We start from the raw sequence: 17,901 nt of genomic DNA, 5'->3' as shown, positions 1-17,901 counted from the left end.
CCTTGTTTGTTAAAAGCTCACACAAGGTTTTCTTTTGAAACCACATATTCCAAGGATGGAGCGATGCCGTTCAAGTCTCGTACCCCGGTAAAGATGGACATCGAAGCCGAAAAATCCAGCGGTGGGTACACGCAAGCCCCCCACCCCCAGGACACCTCCAAGCTTAGTCGCTATCAGACTTTTCTTTTTGCAATTACCTGCGCCATGGCGGTCGCAAACGTCTACTTCGCCCAGCCTTTACTGGAATCGATGGCTGCCAGCCTGTCGGTATCGCCGGGCACGATTGGTATCGTAGTGACCGCGACGCAAGCGGGTTATGCCGTGGGATTGTTGTTCATCGTTCCGCTGGGTGATTTGCTCAATCGCAAGAAACTTATCCTTACACAAATGTTGCTGTCGGCTCTAGCCCTGTGCGCAGTTGGCCTGTCGCAGGATTGGGGCATGTTGCTCGGCGCGATGGTGCTCGTGGGTCTGATGGCAGTCGTGGTGCAAGTGGTGGTTGGCCGACGACATGGGACTGGGCAAAACTCGCCAGGCGGTCATTGCCGCTGGCATACGCGCCCAAGGTAAACCGGTTCTGGTGATTGTGCTCAACAGCCTGATCATCAACTGGCAGCGTGAGATCCTGATGGTGTTTCCTCAGGCTCAAATCGCAATGCAAACTTTTGATGAGAGCGCTGGCTGGATCATCGTGAACTACGAGCGACTGGGTGACTTTGTCATGCACGCGAATCGTTTCGCGGTGATGGTCATTGACGAGGCTCACCGACTCAAGGAACCCACTGCTGCATGGACACGCCACGGCTTTGACATCGCGGCTCAGGTACAAAACCGCTATCTGTTGACGGGCACGCCTGTGCTCAATCGTGAAGCCGAGCTGCACACACTCCTCAGGCTTTCAGGCCACCCAATCGGACAACTGCCCCTCAATGAGTTCTGCGAGCGATTCGCCGGCAGTCCTGAGTTTCGCAAGACGCTTAGGGATGAGATATCCGACTGGATGCTTCGTCGCCGTAAGGATGTGCTGCCCAACCTGAAGGGGAAGCAGCGGCAGACTGTACCGGTGATACTCAGCCAGGTAGAACGTGACGAGTACAACCAGATCATGCGGAGCGACCAGCACCGATTCGCAAGGCTGGGCGCACTGCGCCAACTGCTCGAGCGCGTGAAGGTACGGATCCTGGCGGATCTGATGGCCGAGCTGGACGTCGACGACAAGGTGATCCTCTTCTGCGAATATCAGGAATCCGTGGCCACTTTGCGTGAGCACTGCCTCAAGATGGGCGTCGGGTGCGTGACGTTGGTAGGCAGTGACTCGCCCAAGAAACGACAGAAGGCGATTGATGCTTTCCAGCAGGATCCGGACTGCAGGGTGTTTATCGGGACCAGGTCGGCCGCCGGTACAGGTTACAACCTGACTGCTGCGAACTATGTGTTTTTTCTGGGGCTTCCATGGACTCCGGGGCTCCAGGACCAAGCAGAGGACCGAGCGTACCGCAATGGGCAACTCCGCATGGTGGTAGTCAAAATTCCCTTGGCTGAAGACACCATCGACCAGCAGCTGTGGCAAATGCTCATGGACAAGCGCGCTCTGGCCAGCGATCTCATCGATCCGGAGGCGGAGGCGTCGAGCAAAAAAGCTCTTGCCGAAACTATCTAGGTGGTAACGAAATTGAACGAAGCGCAAAAAATAGGTGGCTGTATACGGAACCTCAAAAAAAAAGGGCTGTCCGTTACGTAGGGTTGAACCTTACACACTACAGCTTGCCAAGGAGCGGTACACATGGCTTTTGACGGTTATATTCAAATCGCAGAGATTCCTGGCGAAGCTCTTGACGAGAAGTTTAGTAAGTGGATCGAAATTACTGGCTACAATTTCGGCGTTAGTCAAAGCACGTCAGCCACAGCCAGTTCATCAGGAGGCGCGTCCTCTGGTCGAACTACAATGACTAATTTCACCTTCACCAAATATCTGGACAGCGCCAGTTGCAAGCTGATGGAGGTCAGCTGCGCGGGCCAGCACCTTAAAGAAGTCAAGTTAGTGCTCTGCCGAGCAAGCACAGACAGACTCAAATATTATGAGGTGGTACTGGAGGAGGTCATAATCGCTGACTACTCTCAAAGCGCAAGTTCAGGCGTACCAATCGAAATTGTACAACTCAACTATGGACGTATAAAAGCCACTTATACCTTGCAAAAGCGCAGCGATGGCGCGGCCGGCGGTAATGTAACCGGGGGATGGGATCGGATCGGCAACAAGATATATTCGTGAGGCAAGGAAATGGCCGAAGTTAAGTCTTTCATCAACGCTAGAACCCAAACCTTCGAAACCCTGAAGGCGAATGCCGGGCTTTCTGGGAATTCCAAAGCTAAATTCAACATTCTCAATTCTCATATAGCAGGAAGTGTTGTAAGTGCTGGAGAGCTTGTCATTGTAGGTGATCCATCTACGCCCTCCTGCACAAGCCAAGAAGCCTACCTGATGGCCAAGGCTAGTCAAATCCATACGGACTTGCTCAGTAATGGCGCTGGAGGGGATGATTTTTTTCTTGATAACTTTGAGCTTTTGCAAAGTCTTCTTTCTCATGCTTCCACAGGTGTAGGTACTGCAACTGATGGTTGGAATAAACATCTTAACGCTATCAAGACCACGCTCGACGATATAGAAACTTTGCATCGGGAGCACCTCGGTTCAGGCTCCATGGTACAACGCGACACGTTTTATGCAAAAAGAACAGCCCTTTTTTTAAAACTTGATAAGCAGTTATCAAACATGGCCTCTTACGGTTCGGGGTTACGTAATGAAGGCTCAATTAAAAAGCTTTTGGGAATCTCTACATCTAGCTATATGCATACCGGCGAAATCTCCGGGTACGCCGATAAAGTGTCTGGGGTTGCAAGAGCCGCCAATTTAGTTAAGAAAGGTGCCTACATAGGCACAGCTTTGGATGTGGCATCAACAGGTTTGTCGATCCATAAAGCCTGTACATTGGGCAGAGAAGAAGAGTGCAAAAAAGCCAAATATGTCGAGGGTAGCTCGCTATTGGGGAGTTTGAGCTTCGGAGCGATAGGTGGCACGGTCGGTAGTGGCATTGCTGGAATAATATGTGTTGGATTAAGCATACCAACAGGCGGAGGTGCTGCATTAGCATGCGCAGTAATCGGAGGCGCTGCCGGAGGTATGGCGGGAGGTGCGCTTGGAACTAAAGGTGGCGAGATGATGGGTGACTATCTATACAGGCAGACAAGCCCATGACAGACGTTGATCCAGGACTGATAGCTACGATCATTATTTTATCCGGGGTAGTCATGGTGGGTATTTCTTTTTATGTGGCTCACGCCTATACCGAGAAATTTGAACACTGCCTTCCTAACTGTAAATTTGTTGAACATAATAAAAGGGTTTTTTTGAGCGCAGGGCTTCTGGGAAAAATTATGCGTTGTAACATGATTTATTTTTACCTATGGGTTCCAAGCCTAGGAAAAAAAAGGGGTTTGTTGGATATAAAAGAAATTGAACGTTTCCCTGTGAAGCTCAAGTACTTGCTTACAATACCCTGGACATCACAAATTATTCTTCTCATAGCATTGGCTATATTTATTCAATTGGTAGCAACCTAAGCTTTAACTCGTACTCTGCAACAATCAAGGAAGCTGACTCTGCCAGCTGTGATCGTTACCCAAGTAGCGATCACCTATTGGCCGCCGTGTCGCAGTGATCAAGAGAGGTTACGCGACTGAGCTCATCTCACGCCCGGCTTCCCAATGCCTCCCTCCTCATTAACCTGAATCGATCCGGTAAGGGTTTAGCAGTGCTTTGCATTCAGAGCGCTGGCACCTTGGCCACCATCAAGAAATGGGGTCAAGGCACACATGATCAGGCAGCTTTCCACACTATCCATACTCGCGCTGTTCGCCGGATGTGCGTCTGTGGCGGACAAACCGGTTGGAGCAGCTTTCGACAGCAGCCAGAATCCTGAGCTGCTCTCGCCAGACCTATATTCAAATGGCGCCAAGTCCGGTCAGGAGCCCATGGTCCGCTATGGTCGATACGCGCTGGTGAATACCGCTCCGGAAGCGGAGCAACGCGATCTGATGGCCCAAATCATCGACGTCAGCATTCCCGCCAACATGCATCCGTCCGTCCAGGATGCAATGCAGTATGTGGTCAGCCGCTCAGGCTACACCTTGTGCCCACCGAGCACCGGTCACGTAAACATCTTGTTCACACACCCTCTTCCTGCTGCCCAGTACAAGCTTGGGCCAATGAGCATGCGCAACACGCTGCAGGTCCTGGCCGGTCCGGCATGGCAGGTCAAAGTCAACGAAGTCACACGCGGTGTGTGTTTTGTACTGCGGCCAGGTTACCAACTGCCGGAGACGCCAAAGCCTGTGGCACTGGCTCAACCTACCCAACCGGCCAGCGCTGGATCAACCTCGGTAGCCAACACCTCCCCAGCCGTGACCGTTGTAACTGCCCCGGCAACCGGAACCTCCTTCAGCAAGAGCACATCGCCTGCAGGGCAACCGCAAACCACGGTCGTCACGCAGGCAAAAGCGCAACCAGCTGCATCCATCAGCACCCCAGCCAAGGAAGGCACCCCTACACAGCAAAAGCCGACTCCTGACAGCGCGGCTCCGGCGAAGGCCACATCTCAGACCGCCGTCACCAAGAGCATCGCTTCGACCAGCCAGGCTCCGACGAAACCTGAACCAGCAGCGAAACCCGTAGCAACCGTTGCGCCACAGCAAACGTGGAATGCGCCTGTGGGCAGTACCTTGCGTCAATCGGTCGAGGATTGGGCCAAACGGGCCGGCTGGCAGGTGATCTGGGTGCCGGAAGACTTGGACTACCCCATCGAGGCACCGTTGAGTTTTACAGGCTCCTTCAGCTCGGCGGTCAGGCAGATATTCCCACTGTACGACAACGCCAAACGGTCCTTTGTGGTGGACGGGAATGAGGGAAATGGTCAGCAGGTTCTGCACGTATCGGAGAGGAAAAAATGAGCATGCCCTTCATGCGTCAGACCGCTCTGTGTCTCGCAGTTCTATCGGCATCAGCCTGCTCAGTCCAACGGGTGGATGAAGCTGCTGCACGTGCAGAGGCTACCGCCGATTCTGCCGGCCGTTACGCGGCTATCCAGCGTAACAAGCAGCAACAGGAACGCCGGGACACAGTGATATTCAGCGACAAACCCTGGGTTTCAACGCAGCCAGTTGTTGCGAGACGAGGCATCCCCTCCAAGTATGACTGTGAGGTCGCATATCGGCCTGCCGGCAGTGTCGGAATTGCTGAAATTGCCCAGTACATTTCCGGCCAATGCGGGATCCCTGTCCTGGTCTCGCCGGATGCGCTCAATCCTGGCCTGCTGAACGCTAATGCACCTGCTCAGGGCAACAATGCTCCTCCGATCAGCACGGCCCCCAACCCTGACAGTCTGGCCGGGTTGCTGCCTGCAGGCATTACGGGCGGCTCCAACCTGGCACAGGCCTCTCAGGGCAGAAGCTCCGACTTCGCATCGATGCTGACACCGAATCTCGTCAGCGGTTTGCGCTACTCCGGGAAAGCTTCGGGTCTGCTGGATGATGTCACCTCGCGGCTGGGACTGACCTATCGATTCAATCCCACCTCACGGTCAGTGCAGGTCAGCTATTTCGACACCAAGGTGTTTGACGTCTACGCATTTGGAGACGTGCAGGAAATCAAAAGCACCGTCAGATCCGGTATGACGACTTCTTCGGGCTCGGGGAGTGGTTCGTCGAGCGGATCATCGTCAGGCAGCAGTTCCTCAGGCGTTTCGGGTGACTCGGGCAGCAACCAGAGCACGACAGTCACGCTCAACACATCGATCCTGACTGACATCCAGAGCAACGTGAGGGCAATGCTGAGTACCTCGCCGCCTGGTCGCATGTATCTGTCACCGTCGACCGGGACGTTGACCGTGACTGACCGGCCCGACGTGCTATCGAACGTTGAGACCTATCTGGCCAAGACCAACCACGCGATCACCCAACAAGTGCTGTTCAATGTGAAGGTGTTTGAGGCGACGCTGACCGACACCGATCAGCTGGCTTTGAACTGGGCGGCCGTCTACAACTCGCTGAGCACTAAGTGGGGTCTGTCTCTCTCGAATACTGTGCCAGGCATCAGCTCCAGCGCAATCTCGGGCTCTGTCGGCATTGTCGACACGGCCAACTCTGCCTGGGCAGGTTCCAACGCGATCATCCAGGCAATCGCAGAGCAGGCCCGGATCTCGAATGTTCGATCGCCGTCTGTGACCACATTGAATCTGCAGCCTGCTCCGCTGCAGATCGGCAACGTCCAAGGCTACATCCCATCGGTTCAGACCAACACCACGGCTTCAGTGGGCTCCAGCACGGCAATTACTCCGGGCACCATCACCTCTGGCTTCAACATGACACTGCAGCCTCGCTTGATGGACGATGACGAGATGTTGCTCATGGTATCGATCAATATGAGCTCCAAACCTACCTTTGAGCCATTCACGAGCAACGGCTCCAGCGTCCAGATCCCCAACTACGATGCGAAAAGTCTGTCACCGAAGGTGAAGCTGCGCAGCGGTCAGACATTGATCCTGTCGGGCTTTGAGGAGCTCAGCGACAACACGGACAAGATCGGCACAGGTTCTCCCGGATTCTTCGGGCTTGGAGGTGGGCGTAAGCGCACCTCGTCAAAAAGCGTTCTGGTAGTGCTGATCACCCCGATTGTGACCAACTGACATGGCGAACCTGTCCTCTCTGATGCGAAAGCGCGCTACGCGCCCAGCAATGCCCAGCGATGGCAAAGTTCAGATTCTCACTTATCACGGACGATCCTTCGTGACAGGCCTGCTGTGGCAGGTCACTGTGGTTGCCAACGGGATGACATTCACCGTGACCGAGGCCGGTTTGCCCCAAGATGCCTGTGTGACGCTGGCCACGAAGATTGGTCGCGGGCAGAAGGTCACCACCTCGATCAATGGCGGCACGGCTGCCTGTGCTGCAAACGGCATGGTTGGTCGAACCAGTACGGGTCGATCACTTTCTTGTGATAACCAGGTCTGGGTGGTGAACGGTTCCAGTGCCCCGACCTGCACGGCGAAGACTATCAACGGTTACGACGCAAACGACGCGACTACCTATTCCTGCCCAGTCGGCTACACGAAAGTCGGGTGGGACACCACCGGCTCCGGCCAGCGGAACAGTAGTACCCCGGGAATCGTGATAGGCCAGAATGATTACGCCACCATTTTCTGTTGCCAGTTCTGACCAGGCGCATAGCAGTCATCGAGGAAGTAGAGTGAACATTTACTGGCTTGCAATGGTGGTGATTACAGCAGTGCTCGGAATGGTTTATGACAAGACCCACCAAGCAGAAGTCAGCTCCCAGACCGTGGAAGTATCACTCATCGCTCATAACGTCCTCGTCTACAGAAATGCCTTGGCCGAGTATGCATACGCTCACAAAGCTGCATCAGGAACGGTGGCCGATAACCAGTTGGCACTGCCCAGCTGGTACGCGCGTTACCCTGGGGTGGAGGGAGTGATCGATGCTGGACGAAGTTACGCGTTCTTCGGATCCCCTCCTCCCGGTCTTGTTTCAGAGATGATCAATTTGACTGGAGGATCGCTGGCCATCGGCACGGCCTCATCCGGTACACTTATCACACCATCCTCTGGCTACGTGGGTGTCGCTGTGCCAGTCAGCGTACCGAACGGAGCAGCAGTGGCGTATCAATAGTGACATTGGCATAGTGCATGGGCGCTCTGATTCGCGTCCGTGGATAACCAGGTGGAGAATATGGCTGAACAAGATTACCCGCTTAATAGTTTCCTTCCGCAAGCTCTTAAAGCGCTTGAGTCTATCCAGCATTCCTTGTCGGTTTTGGCGGACATTCAGCTAGCCGCTGAATTCCATCCGGATCATGAAGGCCGAACACAAATCTATCGCCAGTTTGATGAAGCGCAGAAAAAAGATAGTCAAGCTGCGGACGAAATCCAAGCACTGCATCTGAAAGCGAAGGAGCTGAGGAACAACGGGGACACAGATGCAGAAAGACAAACGCGTTTACCGATACGGGAGGCCATGGATCATCGCATTGAGACGAGTCAGGTTTTGAGGAAATTGACCGAAACCTTCCCTGCCTTTAGCCGACTGCACCAGTTGAGCACAGGTAAAGAAAAAAGATAGGCAACGAGATCTGTCCGCAGGTAGCCTTATGACATCCTCGCGCACCGATTGGTGTCTCTCCAAGAGGTCACCGAGCCGAGCCAGGGCACATGGCTCTAGGGGCCGTTGATCAAATATGAGTTGCCATCGGTGTCAACTTTTGTAAATATGATCCCAGTCAGATGATCCCTGTAAGACCCTGCAAAGCGGCTACTAACCGTAATGCAGCCAAAAACCGCCCTACTAAGGCGGTTTTTTTTTGCCTGAGCGATAGCCTTTACCGCGAGGTTTCCTTGTTATTGGGGCTGGGTCGGTATGGCACTCTGCCTACTCAGAGGGTAATATCGCTCACAGTCAGATGTGAAATGTAATACCAGGCAGGGGTGCCACCAAAGCAAGTTACACGTGTTGCCGCTGATGCAGAATTGACCCAGCTGCCGAAATTTCGCTGACCCAAGCTTCTACTCCGTAAAGTGTTAGCAGGTCTGACTTTGGGCTGAATACTTATGGGCGACGCCAAGTCGGCACATGGGTCAATTCTGCATCAGCGGTAACATCGAGCAAGATGTGGTTCGCATATCCGACGGATAAAATCCGCATATGTTGTAACCCGGAGCGCGCTGCACTTGACCCTAGTGATGAAACCGAAACGGCGTTGCTTGCCACACAGCAGGTTCATCTATCCAGGAGGTCGACTCAATGCATCGTCCTATCACCGCAGCCTATACCACCTCACGTCTCATCCTAGATCAGTCAAAACAGATATCACGCACCCCATCGGAAAGTAGCGTGCAATCAGCACTTCCTCAGCAAACAAGTATGAGCAGCCCAGTTCTGGAGCGGTCGAAAAGTGCGCCAACTTTATTGACTGCGGCACAGCGCACGATGCTTGCACAAGTGGGCGCATGCAACGCTCATCTGACCTCAGACGAAAACATGGCCATCAATGAACTGAGATTACACAAGCCCCGGTTACCTAAGGATACGTGGTTTTTCACTGATCCTAACAAGGACCCGGATGATGTCGTGACCTACACCTTGGGCAAGCAATTGCAGGCTGAGGGCTTTGTGCACATCACAGACGTAGTGGCAACACTGGGTGATGCTGAAGTTCGCTCTCAACGTGCCGAGATGGCCAAAGGCGTGTTCAACAAGCTTGAGTTGCATGACGTGCATGTGTCGCGTGGTCGGGATTACGCAATGAATTCGCTTCAGTCGAAGGAACATGCCAAATTTTTACTGGAAGGTCATGCTTTAAGGGCTGGACCTGGTGAAATACACCGCGACAGCTTGCAGGACATGAGCAGGCGCCTGGCCCGTGCGCCACATGGAGTCGGTATTGTCGTAATTGCAGGCATGAGTGATATCAATGCGCTCATCACTACCTGCCCGGATATTGTGCGCGAACGGGTTGATGACATCACCATCATGGGCGGCGTCGAGCCTTTAAAGGACGCAGATGGTTTTGTACAGCCTGATGCACGCGCTTACAACAATACGACCGACATGGACGCTGCGCGCAGTCTTTATCGAAAAGCACAGGAGCTTGGCATTCCACTTCGTATAGTGACAAAGGAGGCGGCCTATAAAACGGCGGTTTCACCTTCATTTTACGAAGGAATAGCAGGGAGCGGACATCCAGTAGGCCACTACCTGAGAGACGTTCAGAAGAGTGCGTTGAAAGGCCTCTGGGAAGGTATTCAAGATGGATTGCTTCCCGGGTTGGATGACTCATGGTTCTTTCGGACGTTCATGCCGAATGCACAGATTGAAGCAGTACAACTGGATAAAAATAAAGAGAATTCGTTTGAAGATATCTGGCCTAAGGTGACGAAGCTAAACCTGTATGATCCTCTGACATTACTGGCCTCAGTGCCAGGGGCGGCAAAACTGCTATTTAAACCCAAAGCTATACACACAGAAGGATTTGGTGTTGTAGAGCAAGTAGGTCCAGATGATGTGACGCATCCAGAGAAAGCAAAGTTATTGATGTCCGCTTTAGCCAAATCTGCGCTTGTCCAGTCGACGGTAGCCCCAGATTGACCCGTAGTGCCGACAAATGTGGGACCATCCGCGATGGCGAGGGTAGCACGGTGAAAAACCATGCTACCCGCCTGACTGTAGATCGCGTCGACTATGATTCAGGGTGCGGGCTGCCGCGGCGTGTCGGGCACAGCCAGGTCTTGATACGGAATACGTTCGGCCAATGGAGCCTCACCATATCCAAGCTTCCGAACCAGGGCGGGAATTGCCTCAAAGCTGGCATTCATGCCGTTGACGATCGCAGATCCCACATGGCGCAGGAACTCGCTCCGGGGAGCCAGCATTTGATGTAGCTCCTCTGCGGAAATGTAACGGTCTCCAGCTTCCATGTGCTGGCTGGCCCGCGCAAGGATGGTTTGTACCACGCGTGCATGCTTGGCATTGTCTGAATCAAATAGCCCGGGAACGTTGACACGCCCGCCAAGCGCCAACGCGTTCAGAGCGATGGCTTCGATTGGATTGAAGACGGCGCTCCGGAAAATACGCAGTACCTGTTCCGACAGCAGCCCGGTTGCCTTGTTGCTGGCAATCAGTGGAATCATCCCGACAATCGATGCCAGCCCCATGGACTTGACAGCGGTGCTTTCGCCCGGAGCGATATCCAGCGCATGGCGCGTCAGTAGCAGAGTTTTATCCTTGGCAAGGGCCCCATCCTTCAGGTGGGTAAAGTGACGTGTAAATCCCGTCCACTCGTCCACGTCCATCAGCAGCTCGGTGATTTTGATGCGTGGCAGTAGCTGACTGGTCTTGTCGATCAGCGCTTGGGCGGTGTCCGGTACCGCCGCATCCAGCGGCGTGATCTTCAGTCCGGTCTCGGTGAGGATCGCGTCGGGTAGTTCATTGTCCTTGGCTAGCTTGGCGACGGTGGCCAACTGCTTATCCAGCAGCTGCAAGCGCTCTTCCAGGTACTGGTCGCTGTTGGGGTTGATCGCTAATGGCAGCGCCTGTTCCTTTTTGAGCGCGGCAAACTTTGCGGGTGGCAGCAGGTAATCTTCAAAGTCACGGAACTGCCGGGAACCCTTGACCCAGATGTCACCGGAGCGCAGCGCATTTTTCAGCTCGGACAGGGCGCAGATTTCGTAAAAACGACGATCGATCCCTTCCTGCGTGATTACCAGCGGTTTCCAGCGGGGCTTGATGAACGCGGTCGGGGCGTCCGACGGCACCTTGCGCAAATTGTTTACGTTCATCTCGCGCAGCTGCTGGATGGCATCCAGCACACGTTGCGCAGCTGGGGCGGCCCGCAGCTGAAGAACCTCCATAAAGGCCGGAGTGTAGCGGCGCAGCGTATTGAAGTTCTCGCCGACCAGGTGCAGATGGTCGAAGGCCTCTGGGCGGGCAAGCAGCTCGGCATCAGTGACGCTTTGAGCGAATTCATCCCAAGGCATGACCGCCTCGATGGCGGCGAAGGGATCTTCACCCGAGGCTTTGGCGTCCAGCAGGGCCTGTCCGATCTTCGAGTACAAGCGTACTTTGTCGTTGATCGCTTTACCCTGCTTCTGAAATTGCTGCTGATGCTTGTTTCTGGCACTGCTGAACAGCTTGACTAGAATACGGTCGTGCAGATCCACCAGTTCATCCGTCACCGTAGCGGTGCTTTCCAGCACGACGGCCACCAGGGTGGCGTAGCGCCGCTCATTCTCGAACTTGCCCAGATCCCGAGGTGTCATCTGCCCACCTTCCCGGGCCAGCTTCAACAGGCGGTTCTGATGGATGCTCCCATCAAGCCCTTCAGGCAGCGCAACCAGTTGGAAAATCTTCAGCCGCTCAATGTGTTCCATCATGTGCCGTGAATTCGGTTTCAATGGTGACTGGCGTAGCCAGGTCAACCAAGTGCTGTTGCTGCCTGCCTTAACGGTCAATAGTTCGTCGAGCTTATTACGATGCTGCTGGTTCAGCGGCTCGATCAAAGCACGATAAATCCTCCGGTTGGATCGGGCCACTGCCTCGGAGCAGGCTCGATCAATCACCATAAGGGGCGGCAAGATCCGCCGTTGCTGACGCAGACTCTCCAACGCCTGCCCAGCCAGCAACAGGCCTCTGTCGGTCTGCTGGGCCAGGCCGGTCAACTCGCGTACAAGGGCACGGAAATCCGATAATCCGAACGGCAGCAAACCCAGGTAGGCACGCAGTTCCTGGGCGTGCTCTCGACGGGTGACATCGCGCTGACCGTACTTCGCCCAACTTTCTGGTGCTGCCTGAACCTGTCGGGCTATCCACTCAATGACCGGATCGGGCAGCACGCTGTCGCTGGCCAGCGCGTAACCGGGATAGCGCAACAGACAAAGTTGCACGGCAAAGCCGAGGCGATTGGCATCACCCCGTCGCTGACGGATCAGCGACAGGTCGGATTCGTTAAAGGTGTAATAGCGGATCAGGTCGTCTTGGCTGTCCGGCAGCGCAAGCAACGTGTCGCGCTCACTGGCCGAGAGGATCGAGCGACGGGGCATGTGTCAGTCATCCGTGCGAAGGTACCCCACCAACGATGTGCGGCTGATGACCCAATACGCGACCGAGGCGGTTTCGCGGATTTTTCGACCAGGCTTCAGGTACAGCAAAGCCGAAGTGCTGCTGATGGATATCTGCCAACCAGGCGAATTTACCGATGACCTGTTCGCGGTCAATCAACCGGTGAGTTCAGATCGGCTGATGGCCGCTTTGGACTCAATCAACGGCAAGTGGGGACGTGGGACGCTGTGTACAGGCTCAGTACCAGTCACCCCAGATTGGGGCATGGGGCATGCGCCGTGAGCAGATGAGCCAGAGCTACACGACACGGCTTGATCAGTTGTGGGTCGTAAAAGCTAAGTGACCAAGTTAATAGGGTTGCTCCCTAGATACGGTATGCCATACGCTCGTTGACTTAGAAACGAAAAGGAACTGACATGACGTATACGCAAATTACGCCTACTCAAGATTGGTTTTTTCGACACGACGGCGTTAAACCGACCGATCCTCCGATTCTCTACCAAGTGGCAGCTTGGGCCCTAAAATCGCCTGATGCGAAAGGCCAAACAGCCGTAGTAGGGCTGATCGCTCCGATATTTCCTGGGGAAGGTGGTCGAAAGCTACATGAGCCTCCACCGGTTGAAGGCTATTACATACACCGTGAACAACTGACTGAGCTTGAACTCCAGAGTTTGAAAAAGCGCTAGGCTACGCCAGGTGATCGTTCACGGTTATTCTGTTCTATTGATCCCCTGCCCCTAAAATTAGGGTCAGGGGATCAGTGCATTCGAGCTGTCATGTCCACGCCCAGGGCTCTCATTACCGTCAACATGGTTTTTAAGGTTGGATTGCCCTTGCTACTGAACGATCTGTAAAGCTGCTCTCGAGAAAGACCTGTCTCACGCGCAAGCTCGGTCATCCCTTTGGCCCTTGCGACAACCCCCATAGCCTTCGCGATGTACTCCGCATCCCCCGTCTCAAATGCGTCAGAGATAAAAATCGCAATTGCCTCAGGCCCGTCAAGGGCTGCTGCTGGGTCGTAATCGAAAATTTGTTCTTTCATTCTTGCCTCCATTGATCAGCCAGTTTCTTGGCTGTTTCGATATCTCGGGATTGGCTGCTCTTGTCACCACCGCACAGCAGCAAGATCAGTTCATCGCCTCGCTGCTGGAAATAAACACGGTAACCAGGGCCAACGTGTATCCGTAGCTCACTCACGCCCTGCCCTACTGGCGAGACATCACCCATCAGGCCATTTGCAACTCTAAAAATACGAGCGGCAATTGCAGCTTTGGCCTTTTGGTCTTTGAGCCTGCGTTCCCAAGCCATATAGGTTGAGGTCTGTTTTATCGTGGTCATGGAGGATATTGTAGTTTATTGACGACACAAAAGCGAGTGGTTAATTAGGCGCATTGAGCCTAAATAAATATTGCATATTAGGCGCAAAGCGCCTAATATGGTTCCTGTTGGTGGCATGCAGAAAGCCACTCGACTCTGAGGGGGCTAGTCATGCCGCCAGCGGAGAACGAGATGAAACTAACTGCGGTGGCGACCATCCGGACGAATTTTCCAGAGGCTCACTTCTGGATTGTTCGAAGGGGCTCAGCAGAGCATTGCGGCGAAGCGGTACGAGAGTTCAATCCAGAACATATCGGCATCCGAATTGACCGAACTGATCTGTTGTTACCGGACTACCTGTTCTACGCCCTTACCCACGTTCACCAGTCGGGGCATTGGAAGCAGTTAGCCACAGGGACACTGAGTCTGGTCAATATCCGTGTTTCAGACGTTCGAAGCATCGAGCTGTCACCACGGTGAAGACGGGGGCCGAAAGGCCTCCACTTCTTTGATGAAATTGAGGAATGAGGAATGAGGAATGAGAATAGACATACCGTTGCCGTCCGTTAGCAAGCAGCAAGAGGTTATTTTTCAAGCTGCCACCGAGGAAGGTATTAAGCAACTGAAAGCTAATCTGAATGCGCCCAGGCTTCCAGGACAGTCGGAACTGGACGAAAGCTTGTACAGCCGCACGCACCTGCTACGCGAGCATGAAGGGTGGGAACCGCCCTCCCCTGAAATTGTTGGAGCGTATTTCCGACATTTTCAGGGATGCTTCCCGGAGCATGGGACAGATGGAAAATTAGCCAAGCTATTGGGGCTTTCGTCTGATCGGCGCGTGCGTGATTACAAGCAGGGAGTAAGGAAGGTGCCTTATGGCGTTTGGCGACACTTCCTAGTGCTCACGGGGCGAGCCCCGCAGGACATCATCCCGGTATTGGCATTTATGGCGTAGAACCAGCGTTAGAAAGGGTGCCGGGGCATGGCTGTAACCATCCCCAGCTTGGAACACATCAAACCTGTCATGGCTAAAATATGCTCCTTAATGAATATACCACCTACACCACCCTCCGAAGCCTGCCGATTGCTGAATTGGCCAATCCCGAACACCGGCCACTGCTGTTGTGGTTCGCCAGGGAGATTGCGGTCCCCTGTGTAGCTGAAGCTTTCATGAACATTCTCCAGCATGGCTCCCCAAAATTGGTGCCTATTGCCGTTATTTCTCCCCTAACCCCTGAATAGCTTCACGCTCTTAAACGTTTAAAGATATCTATTAAATATCTTAATGGTTGACAATAGGTATCAAAAGGATATCCTTTTCATCATCCTTTGGGATTAAGGGAAAAACCATGTCAGTCATTGTTATAGGCAATACTAAAGGTGGTGTTGGTAAATCTACTAACACTGTGCAGGTAGCTGTAGGGCGAGCCTTGCAGGGTAAGGACGTGCTGCTGGTCAACAGTGATCGCCAGTCATCCTCATCCAAGGCAATTGATCGTCGCGATGCTGCAGGTCTCACACCCAGCGTTACCTTGGTGGCTTACCCTGACGGTGAGCAACTGCGTACTCAAGTGCTGAGGCAGCTGGATAAGTACGACGACATCATCATCGATGCGGGCGGTCGCGATAGCAGCGCCTTTCGGCACGCGATGATGATAGCGGATGTGATGCTTGTCCCCATTGCTCCTGGAAATTTCGAGCTTGACGCGCTTGAAGATGAGTTGGTGCCTCTGATCATCGAGATCCAGGCATTACGTGGTGACAACCCTCTTCCCATCTATGTCTATCTCAATATGGCTGAGCCAAAAAAATACTCAAGCGACAACATAGGCACGCGCAAATCCATTGAGAATTACCCTCAACTGACATTGATGGATTTGAGTATCGCCAAGCGTAAGTCAATCGCCGCGGCATCGACCTTGGGCCTTGCAGTCAGTGAAATGAAACCCAAAGACCCCAAAGCGATTAAGGAAATTGATGCGCTTTTAGCTGCACTATTTTGAGAAACGACCATAAGGATATTTTTTTCATATCCTTATGGCATCCATTAAGTATCATTAGGGTATTTTTAAGGTATCAGGAAAATATATCATGGCGATCATTCAAAGAGCACCTAAACCGGCGAGCGCCGACCGAGAGTCAAGTCAGGTCGCGGCTAAAGCAGCGGCCACCGCTCCCGATAGCAAGGCGAAGAAGAACATCAGAGGCAAGCGAGAAATGTTCCAGGTAGGTTTTGAGCCTGAGCTATTGGCTGAATTTGATGCTGCCCGTAAGCAACTGGGCCTGTCGCGACCAGCATTGATCAAAATTGCGGTGAGGCGGCTACTGGACGCTGGAGTGTAATAGGGTGCTAAAAGGATATCTTTTTAGTATTATTAAGAGATTTTTATGATACCCTCTTGATGCCTTTTGGATGATCTGAGCTTGGCATCCACTTAACAAAAACTCCGAATGCAATTGTTACTGCTATCCCTGCTTTCATGGCTGCTCTTTAGCTGAATGTGCTGCCCGGCAATACTACCTGCAATGGCCTGCGACAAGCGTGGCTTCGGGCAGATCAACTGCAAATGGCCAGAGCCTCAGATCGGCAACCCCGCCGCCAGCATCCTGTCGCGCAGCTCTGTGGTGCGAGCCGGATCGAGTGCGTTACTGAACAGTGCTTTGATCTCTGTAGGCTTGGCGTCGAACTGCTCGACCAGATCCTTGATGCGGTAGCCATGGCGCGTCAGGGTAGGCTCCAGATCATCCAGTTGCCGCGACAGCACGGATTCCACCAACTCCGCTGAGACAGGTTTTTCTCCGGTCAGGTAGTCAACGAGGTGGAAGACCGTTTGTTCCCTGCACCTCAAGCAGCAACGGGCCAGACATCCCCGGAAGAAGACGATGGCATGAGCATGGACTGAGCCGTTTGCATCAGCCACCTCCAGGTCCGGAGGTGGTTTCCAAGAAATCAACCGCTTAACCCTGCGCAGCGCCGAGTCCGGCGCGCCGGCGCAGGGGTCTGTTCGCATGCGTAGAAAGGAGCTGTAAATCAGTAACCGCAGAACGCAAAAGCTGCACGCGCAGCACGTGCTTGAAACCATTGCCCTCGGCATTGCACAGCCCATACGCGATCGCAAGAACGGGCGATTTGCAGCCGCAGGCTGCCCTGTTCAGTGATCCCCGGCCTCCGTTTTCAGTTCCATTGCACCCCAAACCCCCGCTCCCCACTTAAGACATTTTGGTCTTGTCGTACTCCTCATCTAAGGAGATACCGTAGTCTGTGAGATATTTCATATAATAATCACCAGTCGATAGTTCAGTCGCCTCGTTACTTGGATTATTTAGTATTACTTTTTCAAGTTTTCCTAGTCGATCAGTTTTTTTATAGTCGCTCAACATCTGCTCGGCAGTATGCAAAATAATCTTTCGACCAAAATATCCATAATTTTGAGCAGCACAACCAAGACTAGGCAAAATTCGATTAAAGTTTGAAGACTCGTTATTTACATTGGGGTGCGTTATAGAAAAGTCATCAAAAGTAAAGCAATACACAGCATCCTTTACAGCTTTAACCGCATGATTCTTTAAAACAAGGTTAAGGGATCCTTTTGATGCCGTCGAGATATCAGACAATATCTGCTTAATTAAATCAATATCATTTTCCACATATTTCTTGTCAGGACAACAAACGTTAGATAACTTATCCTTCAGCTCCTGAGCAATAATTTTTTTAGTATCAATCTCTATATTGTTTAAGGCCGCTAGTTGCGATAGAATATTGCTATCTTTTTTTAGTGCGGCAGGATTCAGTTTTGGAAATAAATTATCGGCACTTACACTTTCCAGTCTATCAGGTTCATGATGCAATGATGGGCCGCTAATGCCAATAGAACCAGGCGAATTCAACATAACTCACTCCA

Annotated in this window: 17 protein-coding genes and 5 pseudogenes; 17 read left to right on the top strand and 5 right to left on the bottom strand. The window is 53.0% G+C overall.

Features of this window, described 5'->3' with window-relative positions:
• Positions 1-63: 63 nt before the first annotated feature.
• From MME58_RS03530 to hopQ1-1, 11 genes and pseudogenes are all read left to right on the top strand, one after another.
• Positions 64-501, top strand: a pseudogene (locus MME58_RS03530) (MFS transporter); the annotation flags it as partial.
• Positions 500-1,660, top strand: a pseudogene (locus tag MME58_RS03525) (DEAD/DEAH box helicase); the annotation flags it as partial. The pseudogenes MME58_RS03530 and MME58_RS03525, both read left to right, overlap by 2 nt.
• Before the next feature lie 123 nt (positions 1,661-1,783).
• Complete coding sequence (locus MME58_RS03520) at positions 1,784-2,272, top strand: Hcp family type VI secretion system effector (RefSeq protein ID WP_054988322.1); 489 nt, start codon at positions 1,784-1,786, stop codon at positions 2,270-2,272.
• A 9-nt stretch (positions 2,273-2,281) separates the two neighbouring features.
• Positions 2,282-3,256 carry a hypothetical protein gene (locus tag MME58_RS03515; RefSeq protein WP_054988321.1) on the top strand — a complete coding sequence of 325 codons (975 nt, stop codon included), beginning with the start codon at positions 2,282-2,284 and terminating at the stop codon, positions 3,254-3,256.
• Entirely contained in the window at positions 3,253-3,621 is a 369-nt protein-coding gene (locus tag MME58_RS03510; RefSeq protein WP_003435844.1) for a hypothetical protein, read from the top strand. Before MME58_RS03515 ends, MME58_RS03510 begins: the two co-directional genes overlap by 4 nt.
• 252 nt (positions 3,622-3,873) lie before the next feature.
• Positions 3,874-5,007 (top strand): PFGI-1 class ICE element type IV pilus protein PilL2, encoded by a 1,134-nt coding sequence (gene pilL2 / locus MME58_RS03505; protein WP_082427375.1) that lies wholly within the window; start codon positions 3,874-3,876, stop codon positions 5,005-5,007.
• Positions 5,004-6,740 carry a PilN family type IVB pilus formation outer membrane protein gene (gene pilN, locus MME58_RS03500; RefSeq protein WP_055005952.1) on the top strand — a complete coding sequence of 579 codons (1,737 nt, stop codon included), beginning with the start codon at positions 5,004-5,006 and terminating at the stop codon, positions 6,738-6,740. The genes pilL2 and pilN overlap by 4 nt, the downstream gene beginning before the upstream one ends.
• 253 nt (positions 6,741-6,993) lie before the next feature.
• Positions 6,994-7,269: pseudogene (locus MME58_RS27530) on the top strand (shufflon system plasmid conjugative transfer pilus tip adhesin PilV); the annotation flags it as partial.
• Between the two features lie 31 nt (positions 7,270-7,300).
• Positions 7,301-7,741, top strand: a complete 441-nt coding sequence (pilM, locus tag MME58_RS03490) for a type IV pilus biogenesis protein PilM (protein ID WP_054988315.1) — start codon at positions 7,301-7,303, stop codon at positions 7,739-7,741.
• Positions 7,742-7,801: 60 nt separating this feature from the next.
• Positions 7,802-8,191 carry a hypothetical protein gene (locus tag MME58_RS03485; RefSeq protein WP_054988314.1) on the top strand — a complete coding sequence of 130 codons (390 nt, stop codon included), beginning with the start codon at positions 7,802-7,804 and terminating at the stop codon, positions 8,189-8,191.
• Positions 8,192-8,989: 798 nt separating this feature from the next.
• Entirely contained in the window at positions 8,990-10,213 is a 1,224-nt protein-coding gene (gene hopQ1-1, locus MME58_RS03480; protein ID WP_055005951.1) for a type III secretion system effector HopQ1-1, read from the top strand.
• Positions 10,214-10,311: 98 nt separating this feature from the next.
• Here hopQ1-1 and MME58_RS03475 read toward each other — a convergent pair whose 3' ends face one another.
• A complete protein-coding gene (locus MME58_RS03475) occupies positions 10,312-12,663 on the bottom strand; it encodes a Tn3 family transposase (protein ID WP_169790335.1) in 2,352 nt (783 codons plus the stop codon).
• A 22-nt stretch (positions 12,664-12,685) separates the two neighbouring features.
• Between MME58_RS03475 and MME58_RS03470 the strand changes: the two are divergent.
• Positions 12,686-13,025, top strand: a pseudogene (locus tag MME58_RS03470) (DUF4113 domain-containing protein); the annotation flags it as partial.
• 414 nt (positions 13,026-13,439) lie between these two features.
• Here MME58_RS03470 and MME58_RS03460 read toward each other — a convergent pair.
• Positions 13,440-13,724 (bottom strand): addiction module antidote protein, encoded by a 285-nt coding sequence (locus MME58_RS03460; RefSeq protein ID WP_003407168.1) that lies wholly within the window; start codon positions 13,722-13,724, stop codon positions 13,440-13,442.
• On the bottom strand, positions 13,721-14,020 hold the full coding sequence (locus tag MME58_RS03455) for a type II toxin-antitoxin system RelE/ParE family toxin (protein WP_032620802.1): 300 nt from the start codon (positions 14,018-14,020) through the stop codon (positions 13,721-13,723). Before MME58_RS03455 ends, MME58_RS03460 begins: the two co-directional genes overlap by 4 nt.
• A 171-nt stretch (positions 14,021-14,191) precedes the next feature.
• Between MME58_RS03455 and MME58_RS03450 the strand changes: the two genes are divergently transcribed.
• The 4 genes from MME58_RS03450 to MME58_RS03435 all read left to right on the top strand — a co-directional run bounded on the left by MME58_RS03450 (position 14,192) and on the right by MME58_RS03435 (position 16,342).
• Positions 14,192-14,479, top strand: a complete 288-nt coding sequence (locus tag MME58_RS03450; RefSeq protein ID WP_041924941.1) for a hypothetical protein — start codon at positions 14,192-14,194, stop codon at positions 14,477-14,479.
• 58 nt (positions 14,480-14,537) lie between these two features.
• Entirely contained in the window at positions 14,538-14,954 is a 417-nt protein-coding gene (locus tag MME58_RS03445; protein WP_055005949.1) for a hypothetical protein, read from the top strand.
• Positions 14,955-15,348: 394 nt separating this feature from the next.
• Complete coding sequence (locus MME58_RS03440) at positions 15,349-16,002, top strand: AAA family ATPase (RefSeq protein WP_054986844.1); 654 nt, start codon at positions 15,349-15,351, stop codon at positions 16,000-16,002.
• Positions 16,003-16,090: 88 nt separating this feature from the next.
• Positions 16,091-16,342, top strand: coding sequence for a ribbon-helix-helix protein, CopG family (locus MME58_RS03435; protein ID WP_003348789.1), 252 nt, complete (start codon positions 16,091-16,093; stop codon positions 16,340-16,342).
• Between the two features lie 236 nt (positions 16,343-16,578).
• Here the strand turns inward: MME58_RS03435 and MME58_RS03430 are convergent, their stop codons facing one another.
• Complete coding sequence (locus tag MME58_RS03430) at positions 16,579-16,764, bottom strand: phosphoribulokinase (protein ID WP_221041297.1); 186 nt, start codon at positions 16,762-16,764, stop codon at positions 16,579-16,581.
• Positions 16,765-17,029: 265 nt separating this feature from the next.
• On the opposite strand from MME58_RS03430, the pseudogene MME58_RS27525 reads away from it, so the two are divergent.
• Positions 17,030-17,107, top strand: a pseudogene (locus MME58_RS27525) (GntR family transcriptional regulator); the annotation flags it as partial.
• 102 nt (positions 17,108-17,209) lie between these two features.
• Here MME58_RS27525 and MME58_RS03425 read toward each other — a convergent pair.
• Positions 17,210-17,890: a hypothetical protein gene (locus MME58_RS03425; protein ID WP_054986846.1), complete on the bottom strand. Its 681-nt coding sequence runs from the start codon at positions 17,888-17,890 to the stop codon at positions 17,210-17,212.
• Between the last annotated feature and the right edge of the window lie 11 nt (positions 17,891-17,901).

The organism is Pseudomonas syringae pv. tagetis (genome assembly GCF_022557255.1).
GTDB lineage: Bacteria > Pseudomonadota > Gammaproteobacteria > Pseudomonadales > Pseudomonadaceae > Aquipseudomonas > Aquipseudomonas caricapapayae.
This window is presented reverse-complemented; position numbering and strand designations above follow the sequence as displayed.